The sequence below is a fragment of the Weissella sp. LMG 11983 genome, from assembly GCF_025908495.1.
Taxonomy (GTDB): Bacteria; Bacillota; Bacilli; order Lactobacillales; family Lactobacillaceae; genus Weissella; species Weissella fermenti.
In genome coordinates, this window is the sequence record NZ_JAOZFD010000001.1 from 1,737,149 (window position 1) to 1,757,166 (window position 20,018).

General features: G+C 43.9%; 17 protein-coding genes, 1 tRNA gene and 4 pseudogenes. 19 read left to right on the top strand and 3 right to left on the bottom strand.

Annotation, left to right across the window (positions count from 1 at the left end):
• Nucleotides 1-110: 110 nt before the first annotated feature.
• Nucleotides 111-1,253 carry a hypothetical protein gene (locus OIT45_RS08685; RefSeq protein WP_199403772.1) on the top strand — a complete coding sequence of 381 codons (1,143 nt, stop codon included), beginning with the start codon at nucleotides 111-113 and terminating at the stop codon, nucleotides 1,251-1,253.
• Nucleotides 1,246-2,088 (top strand): alpha/beta hydrolase, encoded by an 843-nt coding sequence (locus tag OIT45_RS08690; RefSeq protein ID WP_135798215.1) that lies wholly within the window; start codon nucleotides 1,246-1,248, stop codon nucleotides 2,086-2,088. Before OIT45_RS08685 ends, OIT45_RS08690 begins: the two co-directional genes overlap by 8 nt.
• Before the next feature lie 43 nt (nucleotides 2,089-2,131).
• Here the strand turns inward: OIT45_RS08690 and OIT45_RS08695 are convergent, their stop codons facing one another.
• Nucleotides 2,132-2,524: a hypothetical protein gene (locus tag OIT45_RS08695; protein ID WP_135798214.1), complete on the bottom strand. Its 393-nt coding sequence runs from the start codon at nucleotides 2,522-2,524 to the stop codon at nucleotides 2,132-2,134.
• Between the two features lie 138 nt (nucleotides 2,525-2,662).
• Here OIT45_RS08695 and OIT45_RS08700 point away from each other — a divergent pair, with 138 nt between their 5' ends.
• Entirely contained in the window at nucleotides 2,663-3,514 is an 852-nt protein-coding gene (locus OIT45_RS08700) for a DNA/RNA non-specific endonuclease (RefSeq protein WP_264330110.1), read from the top strand.
• A 53-nt stretch (nucleotides 3,515-3,567) separates the two neighbouring features.
• On the opposite strand, the gene OIT45_RS08705 is transcribed toward OIT45_RS08700, so the two are convergent.
• A tRNA-Arg gene (locus OIT45_RS08705) sits at nucleotides 3,568-3,639 on the bottom strand.
• Nucleotides 3,640-3,794: 155 nt separating this feature from the next.
• Here OIT45_RS08705 and OIT45_RS08710 point away from each other — a divergent pair.
• From OIT45_RS08710 to OIT45_RS08740, 7 genes and pseudogenes are all read left to right on the top strand, one after another.
• Nucleotides 3,795-4,178, top strand: coding sequence for a helix-turn-helix domain-containing protein (locus tag OIT45_RS08710; protein WP_003610213.1), 384 nt, complete (start codon nucleotides 3,795-3,797; stop codon nucleotides 4,176-4,178).
• Nucleotides 4,168-4,626, top strand: coding sequence for a hypothetical protein (locus tag OIT45_RS08715; protein ID WP_135798212.1), 459 nt, complete (start codon nucleotides 4,168-4,170; stop codon nucleotides 4,624-4,626). The genes OIT45_RS08710 and OIT45_RS08715 overlap by 11 nt, the downstream gene beginning before the upstream one ends.
• A 23-nt stretch (nucleotides 4,627-4,649) precedes the next feature.
• A complete protein-coding gene (locus tag OIT45_RS08720) occupies nucleotides 4,650-4,829 on the top strand; it encodes a hypothetical protein (protein ID WP_003610218.1) in 180 nt (59 codons plus the stop codon).
• Between the two features lie 130 nt (nucleotides 4,830-4,959).
• On the top strand, nucleotides 4,960-5,172 hold the full coding sequence (locus tag OIT45_RS08725) for a hypothetical protein (RefSeq protein WP_135798210.1): 213 nt from the start codon (nucleotides 4,960-4,962) through the stop codon (nucleotides 5,170-5,172).
• 166 nt (nucleotides 5,173-5,338) lie between these two features.
• Nucleotides 5,339-6,070, top strand: a complete 732-nt coding sequence (locus OIT45_RS08730) for a hypothetical protein (protein WP_242458250.1) — start codon at nucleotides 5,339-5,341, stop codon at nucleotides 6,068-6,070.
• Between the two features lie 269 nt (nucleotides 6,071-6,339).
• Nucleotides 6,340-7,351, top strand: a pseudogene (gap, locus tag OIT45_RS08735) (type I glyceraldehyde-3-phosphate dehydrogenase).
• 126 nt (nucleotides 7,352-7,477) lie between these two features.
• The gene (locus OIT45_RS08740) at nucleotides 7,478-8,701 is read left to right on the top strand and encodes a phosphoglycerate kinase (RefSeq protein ID WP_071707639.1); all 1,224 of its coding nucleotides are present in this window, start codon (nucleotides 7,478-7,480) and stop codon (nucleotides 8,699-8,701) included.
• A gap of 156 nt (nucleotides 8,702-8,857) precedes the next feature.
• On the opposite strand, the gene OIT45_RS08745 is transcribed toward OIT45_RS08740, so the two are convergent.
• Complete coding sequence (locus OIT45_RS08745) at nucleotides 8,858-9,589, bottom strand: DUF554 domain-containing protein (RefSeq protein WP_003610226.1); 732 nt, start codon at nucleotides 9,587-9,589, stop codon at nucleotides 8,858-8,860.
• A gap of 244 nt (nucleotides 9,590-9,833) precedes the next feature.
• Between OIT45_RS08745 and OIT45_RS08750 the strand changes: the two genes are divergently transcribed.
• From OIT45_RS08750 to OIT45_RS08790, 9 genes and pseudogenes are all read left to right on the top strand, one after another.
• Entirely contained in the window at nucleotides 9,834-10,712 is an 879-nt protein-coding gene (locus tag OIT45_RS08750) for a LysR family transcriptional regulator (RefSeq protein WP_264339999.1), read from the top strand.
• Between the two features lie 98 nt (nucleotides 10,713-10,810).
• Nucleotides 10,811-12,555: pseudogene (locus tag OIT45_RS08755) on the top strand (ABC transporter ATP-binding protein).
• Nucleotides 12,548-14,386 (top strand): annotated as a pseudogene (locus tag OIT45_RS08760) (ABC transporter ATP-binding protein). The pseudogenes OIT45_RS08755 and OIT45_RS08760 overlap by 8 nt, the downstream one beginning before the upstream one ends.
• Nucleotides 14,387-14,504: 118 nt before the next feature.
• Nucleotides 14,505-15,950, top strand: coding sequence for a cardiolipin synthase (gene cls, locus OIT45_RS08765; RefSeq protein WP_199403769.1), 1,446 nt, complete (start codon nucleotides 14,505-14,507; stop codon nucleotides 15,948-15,950).
• Nucleotides 15,951-16,034: 84 nt separating this feature from the next.
• A complete protein-coding gene (locus OIT45_RS08770; RefSeq protein ID WP_199403768.1) occupies nucleotides 16,035-16,889 on the top strand; it encodes an aldo/keto reductase in 855 nt (284 codons plus the stop codon).
• Between the two features lie 10 nt (nucleotides 16,890-16,899).
• Complete coding sequence (locus tag OIT45_RS08775) at nucleotides 16,900-17,034, top strand: hypothetical protein (RefSeq protein ID WP_003610241.1); 135 nt, start codon at nucleotides 16,900-16,902, stop codon at nucleotides 17,032-17,034.
• Between the two features lie 128 nt (nucleotides 17,035-17,162).
• A pseudogene (gene lepA / locus OIT45_RS08780) lies at nucleotides 17,163-18,999 on the top strand (translation elongation factor 4).
• Nucleotides 19,000-19,124: 125 nt separating this feature from the next.
• Complete coding sequence (locus OIT45_RS08785) at nucleotides 19,125-19,367, top strand: type B 50S ribosomal protein L31 (protein ID WP_003610245.1); 243 nt, start codon at nucleotides 19,125-19,127, stop codon at nucleotides 19,365-19,367.
• Nucleotides 19,368-19,514: 147 nt separating this feature from the next.
• On the top strand, nucleotides 19,515-20,003 hold the full coding sequence (locus OIT45_RS08790; protein ID WP_199403767.1) for a prolyl-tRNA synthetase associated domain-containing protein: 489 nt from the start codon (nucleotides 19,515-19,517) through the stop codon (nucleotides 20,001-20,003).
• The last annotated feature ends 15 nt before the right edge of the window (nucleotides 20,004-20,018 follow it).

Genomic DNA, 20,018 nt, shown 5'->3' on the forward strand with positions numbered 1-20,018 from the left:
AGCATAATTAACAGCCGTAGTGGTAGAATAATGGCGATTAGATATGATGTCTAATCGCCATTTTTTGACCACTGCTGGCACATTCTTTTGAATGGAAGGGATAGAGTAGCATGAAAGAAAATATGCAAGCTGTCCGGCGTTCGATGCAGCAAATGTTACCGCTTGTTTTGGCATTGACGTGGCTTTATATATTGCAACAATTATTTTTACGGCCAGATGGTTATTTTGCGGTCACGCTTGGCTATGGCCGGAGTATCATGTCATCTTTTGGTGACGTCAATCGTGTTGTGACATTGTTTTTAGATAAAGGCTTTCAAATTATGGGGGTGCTAGTCATTGTGCTCGCAATTCAGAAACGTTTACATGATCAATTCCAAGGCCACCAGCAGACGGTTTTACTAACGCTGGTGACATTGGTGAGTTGGCAAATGTTGAATACGACTGCGAGTCTCATGAACCTAGTTGTTTTGCCATTAATGGTCTTGGCCATTATGACACCAGTGCAATTAGTTAAGCCTAGGCATCAGTATGCAGTCGCAATTTTAGCAACATTATTAATTGGTGCTTATGCAGTGACGTTGCATAGTTGGCTAAAGATGTCTTTGTTTGGTTTGATGCAGCAAGGGCTAGTAACGTTAATTGGGGATGGATCAACCGACCTGTGGCAAACTTGGTTATGGCTACTAACGGCCGTGCTTGGTAATTGGCTAGGGTTAAATGCGGTCGCTGGCGTTATTCGACCTGATATTTCATCCACAGCAGCGAATGAAAATTTGGTAGCTGCATTACAGCATCAAACGATTCCACATACGTTCTCGTTGTATCCGCTGTCTGCATTTGTTTGGTTTGGTGGTGCCGGCCTAATGTTGGCATTGTTAATCACCTACTTGATTCAAGCCCGCAACAAGCCGTTGCCACTGTTACTAATCCTAACGATTATTCCAACCTTTTTTGATCAATGGTGGGCACTTGCATTCGCATTGCCGGTAATGTGGAATTGGCATGTCTTACGAACGATGATAATGGCGTCGACCGTTAATTTAGGCGTTGGCGCACTATTACTAGCTATGCATCTGGCGCCAGCCGTCTATTGGGTGCCGTCAGGAACGCCAACAATTCTATTTGGTGGTTTGGCATCGCATAGCATGTGGTTGTACATTCTTGTGACAGTTGTTTTGTTAGCGTTGGATGTTGTCATTTTCTGGCGCGTTGTGCAAGAACTGCATAAGAGTGGGGAGGTCGCCTATGCGTAAACGCTGGTTAATATTAATTTTAGGTTTGCTCGGCGTACTTTTGCTTACGATGGCTGTTCTTGGTCTCCGTTGGAGTCAAAGCAAAACGACGACGAATCAACGAATTTATAACTCACGTATGACACCTACAATCTTGATACCAGGATCGTCCGCATCACAGAATCGATTCGATCAGTTGATTGCTCAGCTTAATAAAGGTAATAACAAACACAGTTTAGTAAAGGTGACGGTTAAGACTGATAGTTCTATGGTTACGACTGGTAAAGTACGCAATGGTGATTTGGCACCGTATTTTGTGGTCGCGTTTGAGAACAATCATGATGGTTATGCTAATATTAAAAAGCAGGCAAGCTGGTTTAATGAGGCCTTGCAGATGCTACAGAAGAAATATCGCTTCCGTCAATTTCAAGCAATCGGCCACTCAAATGGTGGCTTGATATGGACTCGCTTTTTGGAAAAGTATTATGACAGCGATAGTCAACAGGTGAATGTCTTGATGACGATTGGGACACCGTACAACTTTGAAGAAACAAACCCGAATAATCGAACCCAAATGTTGCAGGATTTTATAAGAGATCGTGATAACTTACCAAGTGATTTAACGGTTTATTCAATTATGGGAACTGAAACTTATGACGATGATGGTATTGTGCCAGAGCAGTCGGTACAGACCGGAAAGTTTGTGTTTCAAAAGCAAGTGGCGCATTTTACTGAAATTACGGTGACTGGGGATGACGCCCAGCACTCTGATTTGCCGCAAAATCAACAAATTGTCGATCTGATTCAGCAGTATGTCTTGCCTAAGAGTCAAGGCGTTCCAGGTAATCGGAAATAGAAAAGGCGTGAACAAACGAACTGTTTGTTCACGCCTTGTGTGTTTAGTTCCAGAAAATTTGAACTTCACCGTCAGTGTGGAATGAATATTCGAAATCTGAGTTGTCCAAAATGTCAGCGACACCGCTTTGAACGAGCGTGTTAAAAACTGAAATTGGCATTTCGTTTGCCAAAACAAGTTGTTCACGCAAAGCAGGGTTCTTACGGAAGTGGAATTGGTAGTGACCAATTACGACATCACGTACGAAGTCTTGCAAGTCGTGTAGATTAACCGTTGCTGATTCGAAACCAAAGTCGGCAACCGTTGCGATGATTTCCGTCAAACGCTTAGCGATAGCATCCTCGATTTGTGCACGTACGTCGGCGTGGGCAGCTTCAGGCTTCCAGTCGGCAGGGTGTGACAATTCTTGCTTGGCAATCAAGTTCGTGTTCGTCATAATGACATCCTCGTTTTTTATTTATTGAATGACCTAATAATACCAGATAACATGCTAATTTTGACAGTTCAAAGACAATGTTAGGTACAACTTAATGATATAATAAGACATCAGGTATATGAAGAGAAGGAGATTCGCATGGGACGCAAGCGACAAGTATCCGTGGCGGGTGTTGTGATTGCATTAGGTGTTTTTGCACTACAACAAACCGTACTAAAAGATAATAATGGTACGCAAGTAACGAAGACAAATTATGCACAATCAAGTGTTAAGTCTGATGAAAAAGTTAATTATGGTAGTACAGCAGATGAACACCCAAACGAGTCGTTGGCATCATCAGTTTTGACTGCCAATGTTGTTAAACAATTGGGTACAAATAGTGTTCGTTTTAATGGCAACGGTGCCTTCATTCTTAACAATAATAAAACTGATTTGAATGCCAAGGTTAGTTCAGCGCCATATGTACAATTAGCTAAGCAAGATTTATTAGGGCGTGCCGGGGTTGCCAATGCGTTACTAACAAAGGCTAGTCGCCAATATCAGTCACGTGATGAAACCGGGAATAGTCGCCAAATGCAACCGGTTGGCTGGCATCAACTGTCAATTGGTGGCAACTACAAGATGCTTTATAACCGAGGCCACTCAATTGGTTATGCCTTGGCTGGTAGTGTACGCGGCTTTGACGCTTCTGAAGCTAACCCACAAAACATTACAGCGCAAACGGCATGGGCGAACCAAGCGTCAAATGGTAATGACAGTAACACTGGTCAAAACTATTATGAGACACAAGTTCGACGCGCCCAAGATAACCGTAAAACGGTGCGCTACCGTGTAACGCCTGTTTATGACGGTGATAATTTGGTACCATCTGGTTCACACCTTGAAGCTAAGTCATCGGATGGATCAATTGAGTTTAATGTGTTCGTGCCTAACGTAGAGCCAGGTGTTGTCATTGATTACAGCACTGGCTATGCTAAGGTAGCTAAGTAACATGTAGAGAAAAAAGGCCGAGATGTTAAATCTCGGCCTTTTAGTATTAATGATGAACTTGGAGGGAATCGAACCCTCATCTCCGGAACCGGAATCCGACGTGATATCCATTACACTACAAGTCCAATACGTTGTTTAGTATAGCCCAATTGTTTTATGGTGTGCAATAGCATAAAAAAAGATTAGGTTTAACCTTGCATTTTGTTAAGTTTACCTTTAATATAATACCTATAAGACTGAAATAAACATTAAAAGCATAAACAAGAAAAAGGTGAAAATTATGGCATCATCAGAAGGTAAGGAGATTATGGGGCGAAACATTAAGCGCCTAATCAAGCAACGAGAAATTACAGCGGCCCGTTTGGCTGAAATCGTTGGTGTGTCAACGGCAACAATTTCTGATTGGTCAAACGGTAAGACATATCCACGTATTGATAAGATTGAAGCAATGGCTGAATACTTTGGCGTGTCAAAGTCAGACCTAGTTGAAGATCCAGATAAAGTCTCAACGGCCGTTGCAACTGATGAACCGGTCTTGATGGCTGCACACTGGGGCTTGGATATCTCAGGTTTGCCTGACGAAGATCGTCATCGTGTTATCGACCGTGCTAAGGCATATATTGAAGGATTGATTGCTGACTACGAGGACCGCAATGCGAAGTAATGATTACGATGATCTATTAATGCGCGTAGAGGATGATCTAACACAACACGGGTTAGAACCTATTATTCTAGATACGATGCCATTAAAAGAAAATTCGGGATTAGACGGGGTTGCTTATTTGAAAGGTGACAAAGCATACATCTTCATTGATCGTGAGCTAGATACTTTCGATAAGGCACGTACGTTAGTTGAAGAGTATCATCACGCTATTTCTGATTTAGGGGACCACTTGGACTATGATGCTGTCCGTGCCCATAATAATGAAGTTAACGCGCGTGAAGAAGTGATTGCCTACATGACTTCAGAGGAAGAGTTAATGCGTATTGCCCGCCAACACTCAGATGAACCTTTTGCAGCTTGGATGTTGGAAGAGCATTTGGGTTACCCGAGCGACTTCGCTGATGAGACGGTTAACTATTATCAGCGTCGCGGATTATTACCTGGCTAACATGTTGAAAGAAGGAAACAATTATGGCTTTACCATCTAACCAACGTAACGGTATGCATTTTCAATCAACGCTTTCCAATGTTTCAAAGGACAAGCAAAAAGCGGTTAAGTACGCGCAAAAAGGGGCAACCCGTCGCGACATGCTTGAAATCATTAATGCCTTTAATGCAGCCCACCCAATGGACCGTATTAGCTACCGTTAAATAAAACCTAACTTTAGGATTGAAATTAGTTAAAACCTAATATATAATAAATTATGTCCTAAGCGATAGACGTTTAGGACTTTAATTAACACTATTAGTTAGGTTTAAATTAATCGTGGGAGGTAATGTTATGATTGCAGCATGGAATGGAGTATTTGTTTTGGGGCTTTTGATGGCAATTGCATGGTTGAGCTTAGTGACGTTAGCAACTGCGATTGATTTCATTTGGGATTTGCGAGGTGTGCACGTCCTGCGCGGATTAGGCCGTGTAGCACGTTATGCACTAGCTCGTATGAGCGGTGCCAACGCTAGTCAAGCTCACCGTATTGTTTTGCAAAAATAATCAACTTTTCTAACGCATCTGGTTCAGTGAGGCCAGGTGCGTTTTTGTTTTGGGACCCGATACGTTAAAAATTCACATTTTCTGGAATTTCGTCATAAATTACGCCAAATAAATCTAAAATGTCTTGCTATTCTTTTACAAGAGAGAAATGGAAGGCATGAATGTTATGAAAAAGTGGCAAAAGGTTGGTATGGCAGTTGTGACATTTATTGTCGCACTAGGCATGCAAGTAACAGCATACGGGGAAGAGACGAAAGTGTTTGATACAACAGCACAGACGTCTGCTGTGCCGATGGCGGATACGCCCGATAATGAAGAAATGTATACGGCATATACGACGGCCTTGGGGAAGGTCGATAGTATGCGTGATCGCTTTAAAGCGCAAGCTGATGTCGTAGATGCTTTGAAGAAGGCAACCCATCAATTGAGCGACCACCAAGGACAAATGGAGCAAGGCTTGTTATCTCTAGAACAAGCTGCTTACCAATACGTCGCCGACTACATCTTCTTGATTCACGAAATTCGTTTGCTAACGATTTTTGATAACGACCGCGATGGTTGGGAAGATCGTTTGAAGAGTGAAGAAGATCAACTACAAGAAAACCTACACGAGTTCCAGTCTTTGAACGATCCATTTACGTTGCAGCAAATGATCGGTATGGCAGACTTCGATTTAATTAGCGAAGCTTTGTCAGAGGAGGAAGTCGTTAAGGCTTCTTCAATTTCATTGGCTAGCCGTGACGAACGTTCATTGATTGATATGACAGGGACTTGGTTCTCGGTTATTGGAACAGTGACATTACTTGTGATTTTGACGTTAATCGAATTGCACACGAGCTTCATGTCAACGACATTCCGCCGTACAAAGCGTCGTCTTGTAAATTCTATGAAAAAGTAACAAGTGCCCAGGAACGAATCCTGGGCATTTTTGTTCTTAATCAAAGCAAAAGTGAGCTTTTTTTAAGCTAGTGGCGTATAATAAATATATCGGTTGGTTAGGAGTACTGATTTATTTCAGGACGAAAGATCGGCTCGGTTCGTAACAAATTTCATATTTGTTGCGATGTTGAAAGCGCGTTGTTACAACTGTTTGCGAAACTTTATACAAAGTCGTATAATAGACAACGTAAAAACGTTTACAAAGAATTTCTGGGAGGAATCTTAATAATGACTGTTAAGATTGGTATCAACGGTTTCGGCCGTATTGGTCGTTTGGCCTTCCGTCGCATCCTTGAGTTAAAGGATACTGCGGACGACATCGAAGTTGTTGCAATTAACGATTTGACTAACCCTGCTATGTTGGCATACTTGTTGAAGTATGACTCAACGCACGGTACTTTGAACGCTGAAGTTTCAGCTGACGAAGAAGGAATCATCGTTGATGGTAAGAAGATCCGCGTTTACGCTGAGCGTAACGCAGCTGACTTGAAGTGGGTTGCAAACGATGGTGTTGAAATCGTTTTGGAGTCTACTGGATTCTACACTTCAGCAGAAAAGTCACAAGCTCACTTGGATGCAGGTGCAAAGAAGGTCTTGATCTCAGCTCCAGCTGGAAACATCCCAACGGTTGTTTACGGAGTTAACCAAGACACTTTGACTTCAGATGATCACATCGTATCAGCTGGTTCATGCACGACGCAATCATTGGCTCCATTGGCTAACGCATTGGACAAGGAATTTGGTATCGAGATCGGTTTGATGACGACGGTTCACGCCTTCACTTCAACGCAAATGATCTTGGACGGTCCTAAGGGATCAAAGTTCCGTTCAAACCGTACTGCTTCAGCAAACACGATTCCTCACTCAACTGGTGCCGCTAAGGCTATCGGTTTGGTTGTTCCTTCTGTTGCTGGTAAGTTGGACGGTCACGCACAACGTGTTGGTGTTGTTGACGGTTCTGTTACTGAGTTGACGACTGTATTGTCAAAGACTGTAACTGCCGAAGAAGTTAACAACGCTGTTAAGAAGTATGTCAACGATTTCATTTGGTGTAAACGAAGACGAAATCGTTTCATCAGACATCATCGGCGACACGCACGGTGCTGTATTTGACCCAACTTTGACTAAGGTCATCACTGTTGGTGACAAGCAATTGGTTCAAACTGCTGCATGGTACGACAACGAATACGGTTTCACTTCAAACATGATCCGTACGTTGTTGCACTTGGCAACTCTCTAATTGCTAGTTTCTAGTAGATAGAGTAAAAACAGGTGGTTTAGACATTCTGAACCACCTGTTTTTTGATATAATATAGGTATTGATTTTTATTAAAAGCAATCACACACAGAAAGAAGGACTTTTGCAATGGCTAAGTTGACTGTTGAAGACTTGGAATTGAAGGGTAAGAAGGTTTTGATGCGTGTTGACTTTAACGTTCCTTTGAAGGAAGAGAACGGTGAAGTTGTTGTCTCAAACGACAACCGTATCGTAGCTGCATTGCCAACTATTAAGTACGTTTTGGATAACGGCGGACGCGCTATCTTGTTCTCACACTTGGGACGTATCAAGAGTGAAGATGACAAGAAGGGCTTGTCAATGAAGCCTGTTGCACAACGTTTGGCTGACTTGTTGGGTCAACCTGTTACTTTTGTTCCTGCTACTGAAGGTAAGGAATTGGAAGACGCAATCGCTGGTTTGGAAGATGGTCAAGTTTTGATCTTCGAGAACACGCGTTTCGAAGACGTTGTTAACGGTGAAGAAGTTAAGCGTGAGTCAAAGAACGATCCTGAGCTTGGTAAGTACTGGGCTTCATTGGGTGATGTCTTTGTTAACGATGCCTTTGGTACGGCTCACCGTGCCCACGCTTCAAACGTTGGTATTGCTTCAAACATCGCACAAACTGCTGCAGGATTCTTGATGGAAAAGGAAATCAAGTTCTTGGGTGGTGCCGTTGAAAACCCAGAGCGTCCATTCGTTGCTATCATCGGTGGTGCTAAGGTTTCAGACAAGATCACGATTATCGAGAACTTGTTGAAGAAGGCTGACAAGGTTATCGTTGGTGGTGGAATGGCATTTACGTTCGACGCAGCTAACGGTAAGGCTATCGGTAACTCATTGTTTGAAGAAGACAAGGTTGCCTTGGCTAAGCAATTGATTGAAGAAGCTGGCGACAAGTTGGTATTGCCTGTTGACGCCGTAGCAGCTGACAAGTTTGCTAACGATGCTGACACGTACATTGCTGAAGATGGTATCAAGGACGGTTACATGGGTCTTGATGCTGGTCCTAAGTCAATCGAATTGTTCAAGTCAGTTTTGTCAGACGCAAAGACGGTTGTTTGGAACGGACCTATGGGTGTGTTCGAAATGCCTAACTTTGCTAAGGGAACTTTGGCTATCGGTGAAGAATTGGTTAAGGTAACTAAGGAGAACGGTGCAACGACTATCGTTGGTGGTGGTGACTCAACTGCCGCTGTTCAACAACTTGGTGTTGCTGACCAATTGAGCCACATCTCAACTGGTGGTGGTGCTTCATTGGAGTACTTGGAAGGTAAGACTTTGCCAGGTATCGCAGCTATTTCTGAAAAGTAATTTTGTCTCGACAAAATTACAAATCAGGCAACCACCTTTGAATCAATCGGGTGTTGCGTGAAAAGTAATCGAAGCTCGCTTCGATTACAAATCAGCTAATTAGTTGAATAAATAAAACCGCTTAATTCACATTGTGAATTAAGCGGTTTTTTGTGTTTAGTGGGTTAATACAGGTAGAATGTAGGTCATCCAAAGCCAGCTAAGTGGCATGACGATGATCATTGAAGGAATCATATCTGCAGTGGGGAACATCTTAACCTTAATCATGCGGAATCCAGTGGCTAGCATCAGCACACCACCAACAGCTTTGAAGTCTGTAATCATGGCTGGGTTTGTCAGTGGGTAAATGAACCCAGCTAGCAAGAATAGAATAAAGAAGAAAATAAATTGTGGTACGGCGATTACTGAAACCACAAAGCCAAGGTTAGCTGCAAAAATCGTAGCCGTGAAGAAGTCCAAAATTGACTTAGAAATCAAAATTGTCGCGTCACCCGTCATACCGTTAACCAAAGAACCATAGATACCAGTTCCTGAGGCAGTGAATAGGACGATGACCGTCAACAAGGTTGCCATGAATTCATCTTCAGGCATACTTGATTTCATTGGGATAACGCGAGCGATTTGGCGTTGCATAAAGCCAGCACCACGGTTAACCAGTTGACCAACGTGGAAAATCAAACCAAGTGATGTCCCAAGAATCAAAGCAAAGATGACTGGCGCCATGTTCTTAGTTGGCGCAATGGCGATGACACCCATTGTCATTGAGGCGACACCGAAAATCATGTTAATTTCATTTTTAAACTTGTCCGAAATACGGTTGCCGAAAAGGCCACCGACGATACCGCCCGCTAAAACGGACAAAGCATTAATAATAATACCAGTAGGCATATTCATATTTTCTATTACCTCCATAAAGTAGACTGGAAATATCGGAGGTTTTAAACCTCCGATGTGACCAAGTCGCCCTTATCAGGGGCGTCCTTGGTCTTTACTCATGGCTAAAGCCATGGGTTTTAGACCAATAGCAGCCGTGATAAAACGCGATATTTCTATCTTACGCTTGATAAGTAAACGCAACAAATCCAAAAATGTGATAAACTATTCCAAAGAGTAATATTTAAGAGGACGTATTATGGATATCCATAAGTTTGAGGTATTTTTAGATTTGGCGAAAACGCTAAGTTATACCGAGACTGCCGAGCGTTTATTTACAACGCAAGGTAACATCTCAAAACAAATCTTGGCGCTAGAAAAAGAATTGGATACAAAGCTGTTTGAGCGTAGCCACCGGACCATCAAGTTAACTGAGGCCGGGGGCATTACTGCTATTTATGCAGCTAAAATTATGTCCGAATATGATGCGATGTTGCGCACGCTTAATCAGCACGCGGCGGAATCGGAGAATACCCTAACGATTTATGCGATTCCATCAGTTTCCAATTATCGTGGGTTTGAGTTAATCGCAGCATTTCATCATAAGTATCCCGAAATATCACTGCACCTATCTGAAGTTGATCACGGCGTTATTACTCAGTCATTGGACAATGGGAAAGCGGATGTCGTATTTGGTCGTGATTTTGGGGATATTAATGAGAAGTACGAAACAATCGTGACGGATAAGGATCAGTTCGTTTGCGTTGTACCAAAAGACCATCCGTTGGCTGACGCGACCCAGGTTAAAATCAGCGATTTGCAAGATGAAGAATTCTTGTTGCTAGGGCGTGAAACAACGATTTATAACCGCGTAATGACGATGGCCCGTACGGCTGGCTTCGAGCCGAAAGTGGCCTACGAAGGGCAACGTATTGATATCATTTTGAACATGATTGCTAACGGCATGGGCGTCTCAATCATGATGGAAAAGAGCGTTGATATGTCAGCTAACCCTGATATCATCAAGCGTCCGATTAACCTCAATGATGTGAGTCAATTAGCCTTTATGCGTAAGAATACAGCGCAACATTCAAAGGCGAGCGAACTCTTCTGGGAGTTTGTTGGTCAGAACAAGTAAACATAATCAAAGCTCATGGTGCGGCCATGAGCTTTTTCTTTTATTATCCGAAAAAGGCGAGTAAACTAACGTTGTCAAACAGAACGTGAGGAATGATTATGTTTCGAATAGGAAAACGATATTTACAACCCATTCCGGTCATACTGGCGGTGTTGTTTTTAATGGTTCAAGTATCAGCGGATTTGTCATTGCCGACAATTACGTCGAACATTATTAATAAAGGAATTGCCCAAAACGATATCGACTACATCTGGCGTATGGGTGGCATCATGTTGCTGATTGCCATTGCCGGATGGTCGGGGCTGCGTTGAATGTGTTCTTTGCGGCGACTCAGAGTCAACGTTTGGGGATGAAGTTGCGTAGTGCGTTATTCCGCAAGGTCACGTTTATGGATGCGAAAAACGTCGATAAGTTTGGAAACGCAACGTTGATTACGCGAACGACGAATGACGTCACACAAATTCAAAACGTGTTCCAAACGGTCTTGCGTATGATGTTGATGTCACCACTTTTGTTTGTGGGTGCTTCCATCATGGCATGGCGTTTGGATCATCGTTTAACGATGGTTTTCGCAGTGGCGTTGCCAGTTTTGGCCCTCGCTGTGTTTATCAATATGCGCATCTCGGTACCGCGTTTTAAGACGATGCAAAAGAAGGTTGATAAAATCAATCTGATTTTCCAGCAGGGACTGACTGGTGTGCGCGTTATCCGTGCGTTTGATCGTGATGACTACGAGGTTGATAAATTTAAAGAGGCCAACTATGATTTGACGCACACAGCACGTGTTGTCTTTACAACAGTTGCGATGATGATGCCAGTGATGACGATTATTTTGTCATTCACTAACGTTGGGATTGTCTGGTTGGGGGCCAAGTTGATTGGTGCTGACCTGATGCCAATGGGAAACTTGGTGGCATTTTTGACGTACGCGACCCAAATTTTGATGAGTTTTATGCAACTATCAATGGTGATTGTTATGGTGCCACGTGCCCAAGCGTCAGCAGACCGTATTAATGAAGTCTTGGACTCAGCTGACACGATTACGGATGCTGATAAAACGGTGGCATTGCCTGAGGGGCCAGCATCGTTGGCGTTTGAAGATGTGTCATATCGATTTGAAGGTGCTGAGCGACCAGCATTGAGTCATATTACTGCGCAAGCAACAGCGGGGCAAACGATGGCGATTATCGGTGGAACCGGCTCAGGTAAGTCGACGCTGGTTAACTTGATTCCGCGTTTGCTTGATGCAACCAGTGGTCACGTTGAACTATCAGGGGTTGATGTCAAAAAGCTTTCCCAACACGATTTGCACGAGGCGGTATCAATTACCCAACAGAAAGCGACATTGTTCACTGGAACGGTCCGCTCAAACATGACGTTCGGGATGCCATATGCGACGGACGAACAAATCTGGGATGCCTTGAAAATTGCGCAAGCGGATGATTTTATTCAAGAACAAGGTGGCTTGGATATGACGGTTGAGCAGGGCGGGGCTAACTTCTCAGGAGGTCAGCGTCAACGTTTGGCGATTGCCCGTACTTTGATTAAAGACGCGAAGGTTTATGTGTTTGATGATTCGTTCTCAGCGCTAGACTTTGCCACGGATGCCCGTTTGCGGGCTGCTATTAATGCGGACGAACGTTTGGCACCGGCAATCAAGGTAATTGTTGCCCAACGAATTGCGACGGTTATGAATGCCGACGTCATCGTGGTGCTAGATAATGGTGAATTGGCTGGCGTTGGCTCGCACGAAGAGTTAGCCAAGACTTGCCCAGCATATCAAGAAATTATGCGGAGCCAATTGTCTGAAGCGGATTTGAAGGAGGTTGGGATGCATGCGTAGTTATACTAGTGGCGGCCGCGGTGGTGGCCGTGGCGGCATGGGACGACCTGTTGAAAAAGCCGTTAATTTCTGGCCAACAGTCATTCGCTTGTTTAAGTACTTGCGCAAGGATCGTGCCGGCGTTATCTTCTCGTTGATTATCGCAGCGGTATCAGTTGTGTTGTCAGTCCGTGCCCCAAAGGTTTTGGGTGAAGCGACAACCGTTATCTTTAATGACGTGACACGCTCAGTGAAAATGCATACCGGCATTCACATTAACATGGATAAGGTTTTCCAAATCTTGGTGTTCGTGTCGATTTTGTATGTACTGAGTGCGATTTTCTCAATCACGCAGCAATGGATTATGACCCGGATTGCGCAACGCACGGTCTATCAATTGCGTCAAGATTTCAAAGTGAAAATGACGAAGTTACCGGTGTCGTATTATGATACCCACCAAAACGGGGACATCATGTCACGTGTTGTTAACGACATGGATAATATCTCAGGAACGCTAAATCAGTCACTGATTTAGTTGGTGACATCAGCCTTAACGTTCGTTGGGGTTATCTACTTTATGCTGACAATTAGCTGGCAATTGTCATTGGTTGCCTTTGCGACAGTCCCAATTTCATTGTTGATTGTGCGAACAATTGCGCCGTTGTCACAGCGCTTCTTTGCCCGTCAGCAGGCGTCGCTTGGTCTACTGAATGACCAAGTTGAAGAAACCTTTGCCGGACACACCGTCGTGAAGACGTTTAACCAAGAGAAGAACGTCATGGTTGATTTTGATGCGCAAAACGAGACGTATTACAAGTCAGCTTGGAAGGCCCAGTTCGTTTCAACATTGATTTTCCCATCAATGCGTTTCGTCAATAACTTGGATTACCTCGCGATGGCTGTAATTGGTGGTATTAAGGTGGCGTCAGGAACGGTCAGCTTGGGTGATGTCCAAGCGATGTTGCAGTACACGAATCAGTTTAGTCAGCCAATCACCCAGATTGCTAACTTAACGAATACTATTCAAGCGACTGTGGCCTCAGCTGAGCGTATTTTTGAAGTGCTGGATGAGCCAGAGATGGATAATCCAGAACCAGTCGAACCGATTGAAACGGATGACTTGGTGACCTTTGAAAACGTGGCCTTTAGTTATGTGCCTGATCAGCCACTGATGACCGATTATAATATGTCGGTGAAGCCGGGTGAGATGGTTGCGATTGTTGGGCCGACCGGGGCAGGTAAGTCGACGATGATTAACCTGTTGGAGCGTTTTTATGACACGACGTCAGGGACAATTCGTCTGCGCGGCTTAGATACGAAGTCGATGAGTCGCCAATCTTTGCGTCATCACTTTGCGATGGTGCTCCAGGAAACGTGGTTGTTCTCAGGCACAATTATGGACAATTTGCGTTATGGTCGTTTGGATGCGACGGATGACTTTATCTACGAAGCAGCCAAGATGGCCCACGCAGACGATTTCATTAAGACGCTACCCGATGGTTATGATACGGTGCTGAATGAAGAAGCAACCAACATTTCACAAGGTCAGCGTCAATTGCTAACGATCGCGCGTGCATTCGTTGCTGATCCGGAAATTTTGATTTTGGATGAAGCGACGAGTTCAGTTGATACGCGTACGGAACGGATGATTCAAGACGCGATGGCCCGTTTGATGGCTGGCCGTACCAGTTTCGTTGTTGCTCACCGTCTATCAACGATTCGTTATGCCGACCAAATTTTGGTGATGGAACACGGTAATATCGTTGAACGTGGGAAGCACGATGAGTTGTTAGCTGCAAACGGTGCTTATGCAAAGTTGTATAATTCGCAATTTGCTGAAAATGTTGGCTAACTTCTTATTAAGATTTAGATGAAAATGTAACCAGTGCGTGACTGCACTGGTTTTTTTATCGATTGTACTGCTACAATAGACGTACGATTGTGAGTAGGTAGGAAAGTGGGGATTAGCAATGATAGAACATTGGATAAATATTGCGCTAATCGTCTTGTTGATTGCGAATACGTTAGGAGCGATTGTCACGGTTTTCCGCGATAAAAATCGTGATATCACGACGGTATGGGCTTGGATGCTGGTGCTGTTGTTGTTCCCAGTTTTTGGGTTCGCATTTTACTTTTTCTTTGGACGTAAGTTATCAAATAAGCGCATTTTTGATATTCGAACGCAACGCGTCATGGGTATTGACCGCATTGCTAAGAAGCAAAAGAAACAAATGGCACACATTGCCACGGCTGATTATCAAGAGGAACAGGCGTTTGTTCGGTTGTTCCTGAATAATGAGCAAGCGATTTTCACAAATGAAAATCACGTATCGGTCATTACGGATGGTAAAGAGAAGTTTGCCCAATTGTTTGCAGATATCGAACAAGCCAAGCATCACGTGAATGTTGAATACTACACGATTTATGACGATGAAATCGGTAATCAGTTGGTTGATTTGTTGACGAAGAAAGCATCTGAAGGCGTGCGTGTTCGTGTCATTTATGACATGTGGGGATCAGGTGGTCGCCACAAGAAGATGTTCCAGCGCTTGCATGACGCTGGTGGCCAAATTGAAACGTTTTTGATTCATGATTGGCAGCCTTTTTCATTCCGCGTGAACAATCACGATCACCGCAAGCTGGTAATTATCGACGGTAATATCGGCTACATCGGTGGCTTTAACGTGGGAGACCAATATCTGGGCAAGAAAAAGAAGTTCGGTTACTGGCGTGATACGCATTTGCGTGTCGAAGGTGACGCGGTATTAGCGATGCAAAGTCGCTTCTTCATGGACTGGAATGCGACGACAACTGAAGAAAAGTTGCAGTTCAGTAATGATTATTTCCCAGACAGTACGCAAGCTGGGGATGTTGCGATGCAGATTGTGTCATCCGGGCCAGAGTCGGATTCAAAGCAAATTTATCAAGGGTATTTGCACATGCTGGCAATTGCCCGTGAAAGTATCACGATTCAATCACCGTACTTTATTCCGAACCAAGCGATTATGGATGTGTTGTCTGTGGCCGCACGTTCAGGGGTGAAGGTGCGAATTATGATTCCTAGCATGCCGGATCACCCGTTTGTTTATCGCGCGACGGAATATTATGCACGAGCAATGGTGCGAGCAGGTGCCGAAGTCTATGCGTATGACAAGGGCTTCTTGCACGCTAAGACATTGGTGATTGACGATAAGATTGTGTCGGTCGGTAGTGCCAACATGGATATTCGGTCGTTCGCTTTGAACTTTGAAGTGAACGCCTTCATGTACAGTCGTCGATTGGCTGCTGAAATGAATCAGATTTTCGAAAAGGATTTGCGCGTTTCAACCCGTTTGACCCGTCAATACTTCGATAACCAATCAAGATGGCGTAAGTTTAAGCAAATGTTCTCACGTTTGCTGACGCCAATTTTGTAAACAAAAGCACGGCGATTTTGCCGTGTTTTTTCATTTTAGAAGCGTATAATACAGGGTATTAACAGAGTAAGAAGGCAATTAAAAATGGAGTTTCGAACATTAGCAAATGGGGTAAAGATGCCGGTACTTGGGTACGGTGTTGCGCAAGTGCAAGGCGCTGACGCTACCCAAGCAGTAAAGGATGCCATTGTGGCCGGTTATCGCATGATTGATACAGCTGTGATTTATGACAATGAAGGCGATATTGGTCGCGCAATTGCTGAAAGTGACGTTGACCGTCGTGACTTGTTTTTGACAACCAAGGTTTGGGTGCAAGACATGAGCTACGAGGGAGCAAAGGCTTCTGTCGCACGTTCATTGGAATTGCTAGGAACTGATTACTTGGATTTGGTGTTGTTGCACCACCCAATTGGTGATATCTGGGGTGCTTGGCGTGCGCTAGAAGAAGATTATAAAGCCGGTCGTATTCGTGCAATTGGTGTGTCGAACTTCTCACCGGCGTTGATGACGCAATTTGTGGCATTGAACGATATCGCGCCGATGGTGAACCAAATTGAAAACCATCCTTTCCACCAACAAGCGGAGAAGGTGGCATACTTCCAAGAACAAGGTATCTTGGTTGAAGCGTGGGCACCGTTTGCGGAAGGAATGCATGATGTGTTCCATTCACCAATTTTGACTAAGATTGCTGAGAACCACGGCAAAGAAGTTGGCCACGTTATTTTGCGTTGGCTACTACAACGAGGTATCAGCACGATTCCAAAGTCAATGAAGCCGGCACGAATGGCATCTAATTTGGATGTATTTGATTTTGAACTAACGACTGATGAAATGGCGCAAATTGCTACCATGAATACGGGTGAAACATTGTTTGGGGGCTCAGATGATCCTGATGTTGCCCATGTTCAAAAAATGTTGAATTGGACCGTAACACACTAGGAGAACAAGTATGTGGTTTTTGATTATTTTGATTCTGGTCGGATTGTTTGTTTACACACAATCACGTAAAGCACGTCACGACCATGAAATGCGCAACAAGGCACAAGTCCTGGAAGGCGAATTCAAGGACGTGACCAAGAAGTAAAGCGAAAGGGCTAATCTAGGCGGATTGGTCTCTTTTTACTATCGTCAGGCACCGAAATACCCTGTATAATGGTAGGGACAGAAAAATTAGACAGAATAGGAGCGCGATAAATAATGGACATTCAAGAAATGAAGGCGCGCCAATCTCACATTCGTAACTTTAGTATTGTGGCTCACATTGACCATGGTAAGTCGACGATTTCAGACCGTATTTTGGAAGCGACGCACACGGTTACTGAGCGTGAGATGCAAAATCAATTGCTCGACACGATGGATTTGGAACGTGAGCGTGGTATCACGATTAAGATGAACGCGGTCGAAGTTCACTACAAGGCAAACGACGGCGAGACGTACATCTTCCACTTGGTTGATACGCCAGGTCACGTGGACTTCTCTTATGAAGTGTCTCGTTCATTGGCTGCGGCCGATGGTGCCATTTTGGTTGTTGACGCCGCCCAAGGTGTTGAAGCCCAAACGTTGGCAAACGTTTACTTGGCGTTGGAAAACGACTTGGAAATCTTGCCATTGATCAACAAGATTGACTTGCCAGCTGCTGATCCTGAGGCTGTCCGTGCTGAAATTGAAGATGTTATCGGTATTGATGCATCTGAAGCTGTTTTGGCATCAGCTAAGCAAGGAATTGGTATTCCAGAATTGCTTGAGCAAATCGTGGCGAAGATTCCTGCACCAGAGGGTGACTTGGAAGCGCCATTGCAAGCGTTGATTTTTGACTCAGCCTACGATTTATACAAGGGTGTTATTTTGACCGTTCGTGTGAAGGAAGGGGTTATGAAGCCGGGTGATAAGATTCGCTTCATGAATTCAGGTGCAGAATACGAAATCACAGAAGTTGGTGTGAACTCACCACACCCTGTGAAGCGTGACTTCTTGATGGCTGGTGATATTGGTTATGTCGCTGCCTCAATTAAGAACATTCGTGACGCACGCCCTGGTGATACGATTACGTCAGTTAAGAACCCAGCGGCTGAAGCGTTGCCAGGTTACCAACCAATGACGCCAATGGTGTACTCAGGTTTGTACCCAACGGACAACTCAAAGTACAACGACTTGCGTGAAGCGCTTGAAAAGTTGCAATTGAACGATGCGTCATTGGAATTTGAGCCTGAAACGTCACAAGCATTGGGATTCGGTTTCCGTACTGGATTCTTAGGTTTGTTGCACATGGACGTTGTGCAAGAGCGTCTTGAACGTGAATTCGATATGGAACTGATCACGACGGCGCCATCTGTAACGTACCATGCGTACACGACGGACGGTGAAATGGTTGAAGTGGCCAACCCATCAGAGTTGCCTGAAGCTAGTGCCATCAAGTGGATTGAAGAGCCATACGTACATGCACAAATCATGGTGCCTAACGAATACGTTGGGGCTGTTATGGAATTGGCACAACAAAAGCGTGGTGAATTCGATACAATGGATTACTTGGACCAAAACCGTGTTAATGTGAAGTACTACATTCCGTTGTCAGAAATCATCTTTGACTTCTTCGATAAGTTGAAGTCAAACACACGTGGTTACGCTTCATTGGATTACGAGATTTCAGGATACCGCAAGTCTGACTTGGTTAAGATTGATATCTTGTTGAACGGTGATAAGGTCGATGCCTTGAGCTTTATCGTGCACAAGGACTTCGCCCAAGAGCGATCACGTATTATTACGGCTAAGTTGAAGCAAATCATCCCACGTCGTAACTTTGAAATTCCAGTGCAAGCTGCAATCGGTTCAAAGATTGTCTCACGTTCAACGATTAAGGCGTACCGTAAGGACGTTACCTCAAAGATTTCACACGGGTGACCCTGATCGTCGTGCCAAGTTGTTGGATAAGCAAAAGCGTGGAAAGAAGCGCATGAAGGCGGTCGGTACGGTTGATGTGCCACAAGAAGCCTTTATGGCGGTGCTTAAGGCTGAAGATGATACAGAATTCGCAAAGGGTGCTAATCACTAATTGTGAATATTCTGCAAATTTCTTTGGTTGAGAGACTACCATTCTCTTCGAAGTTATGGTATTATATTCAGGTTAAATAAACTGACTCTGGTACGCAATGTACTAGGGCGATAAGGAGAAACACGATGAAGGCTGATATTCACCCAGATTACCACCAAGTGGTTTTCGTTGATTCAACTACTGGTTACAAGCTTTTGACTGGTTCAACTCGTACTTCAAACGAGACGATCGAGTTCGAAGGTGCTACGTACCCAATGATCCGTGTTGAAGTTACGTCAGATTCACACCCATTCTACACTGGTAAGCAAAAGTTTACTACTGCCGATGGTGCGGTCGACAAGTTCAACAAGAAGTACGGTTTGGCTTAATTTTAAGCAATTCAATACTGAAAAAACACTCAACCTTGGTTGGGTGTTTTTTTGTATTTACTACTTAATGACTGAGAACTGTATAATAGGGATAATTTAAAAATCCAACTAACTAATCATCTCAAGCAAAAACTAAAGGAATCCAATATGACGCCAATTGAACAAGTTGCTCAGAAGCTTAAATCGTTAGGTATTGATTACACTAGCGTTGAACATCCGCCAGTTTTCACCACTGAAGAAGCTGATAAATTGATTGCCGGATATGCGGGAACGCGAACAAAGACGTTGCTCCTTAATAACAGTAATAAAACCGAGTATTACTTAGTCGTTATGTCTGATAGTGCGCGACTGGATTTGAAGAAATTCCAATCAACAGTCCAGTCGACACGACTTAGCATGGCGTCACCAGAACGACTAAAGCTCAAACTTGGTGTGACACCTGGGAGTGTATCTATCTTTGGGTTACTGAATAATGTTGATCATGATGTTCATGTCTATTTTGATAAGCAAATAATGTCGACGGAAACGCTCGTTTTTCACCCTAATGACAACACACAAACGTGGTTTATCAATACTGGCGATGCTATGAAATTCGTACAAGAAATGGGCTTTGAACCAAGCATTGTTGCTTTATAACTTAAGAAAGAGAAG

Bases quoted from the DNA above. Each gene is read 5' to 3' on its own strand.
- OIT45_RS08685 (WP_199403772.1), top strand. From the start codon at position 111: ATGAAAGAAAATATGCAAGCTGTCCGGCGTTCGATGCAGCAAATGTTA.
- OIT45_RS08690 (WP_135798215.1), top strand. From the start codon at position 1,246: ATGCGTAAACGCTGGTTAATATTAATTTTAGGTTTGCTCGGCGTACTT.
- OIT45_RS08695 (WP_135798214.1), bottom strand. From the start codon at position 2,524: ATGACGAACACGAACTTGATTGCCAAGCAAGAATTGTCACACCCTGCC.
- OIT45_RS08700 (WP_264330110.1), top strand. From the start codon at position 2,663: ATGGGACGCAAGCGACAAGTATCCGTGGCGGGTGTTGTGATTGCATTA.
- OIT45_RS08710 (WP_003610213.1), top strand. From the start codon at position 3,795: ATGGCATCATCAGAAGGTAAGGAGATTATGGGGCGAAACATTAAGCGC.
- OIT45_RS08715 (WP_135798212.1), top strand. From the start codon at position 4,168: ATGCGAAGTAATGATTACGATGATCTATTAATGCGCGTAGAGGATGAT.
- OIT45_RS08720 (WP_003610218.1), top strand. From the start codon at position 4,650: ATGGCTTTACCATCTAACCAACGTAACGGTATGCATTTTCAATCAACG.
- OIT45_RS08725 (WP_135798210.1), top strand. From the start codon at position 4,960: ATGATTGCAGCATGGAATGGAGTATTTGTTTTGGGGCTTTTGATGGCA.
- OIT45_RS08730 (WP_242458250.1), top strand. From the start codon at position 5,339: ATGAAAAAGTGGCAAAAGGTTGGTATGGCAGTTGTGACATTTATTGTC.
- OIT45_RS08740 (WP_071707639.1), top strand. From the start codon at position 7,478: ATGGCTAAGTTGACTGTTGAAGACTTGGAATTGAAGGGTAAGAAGGTT.
- OIT45_RS08745 (WP_003610226.1), bottom strand. From the start codon at position 9,589: ATGCCTACTGGTATTATTATTAATGCTTTGTCCGTTTTAGCGGGCGGT.
- OIT45_RS08750 (WP_264339999.1), top strand. From the start codon at position 9,834: ATGGATATCCATAAGTTTGAGGTATTTTTAGATTTGGCGAAAACGCTA.
- cls (WP_199403769.1), top strand. From the start codon at position 14,505: ATGATAGAACATTGGATAAATATTGCGCTAATCGTCTTGTTGATTGCG.
- OIT45_RS08770 (WP_199403768.1), top strand. From the start codon at position 16,035: ATGGAGTTTCGAACATTAGCAAATGGGGTAAAGATGCCGGTACTTGGG.
- OIT45_RS08775 (WP_003610241.1), top strand. From the start codon at position 16,900: ATGTGGTTTTTGATTATTTTGATTCTGGTCGGATTGTTTGTTTACACA.
- OIT45_RS08785 (WP_003610245.1), top strand. From the start codon at position 19,125: ATGAAGGCTGATATTCACCCAGATTACCACCAAGTGGTTTTCGTTGAT.
- OIT45_RS08790 (WP_199403767.1), top strand. From the start codon at position 19,515: ATGACGCCAATTGAACAAGTTGCTCAGAAGCTTAAATCGTTAGGTATT.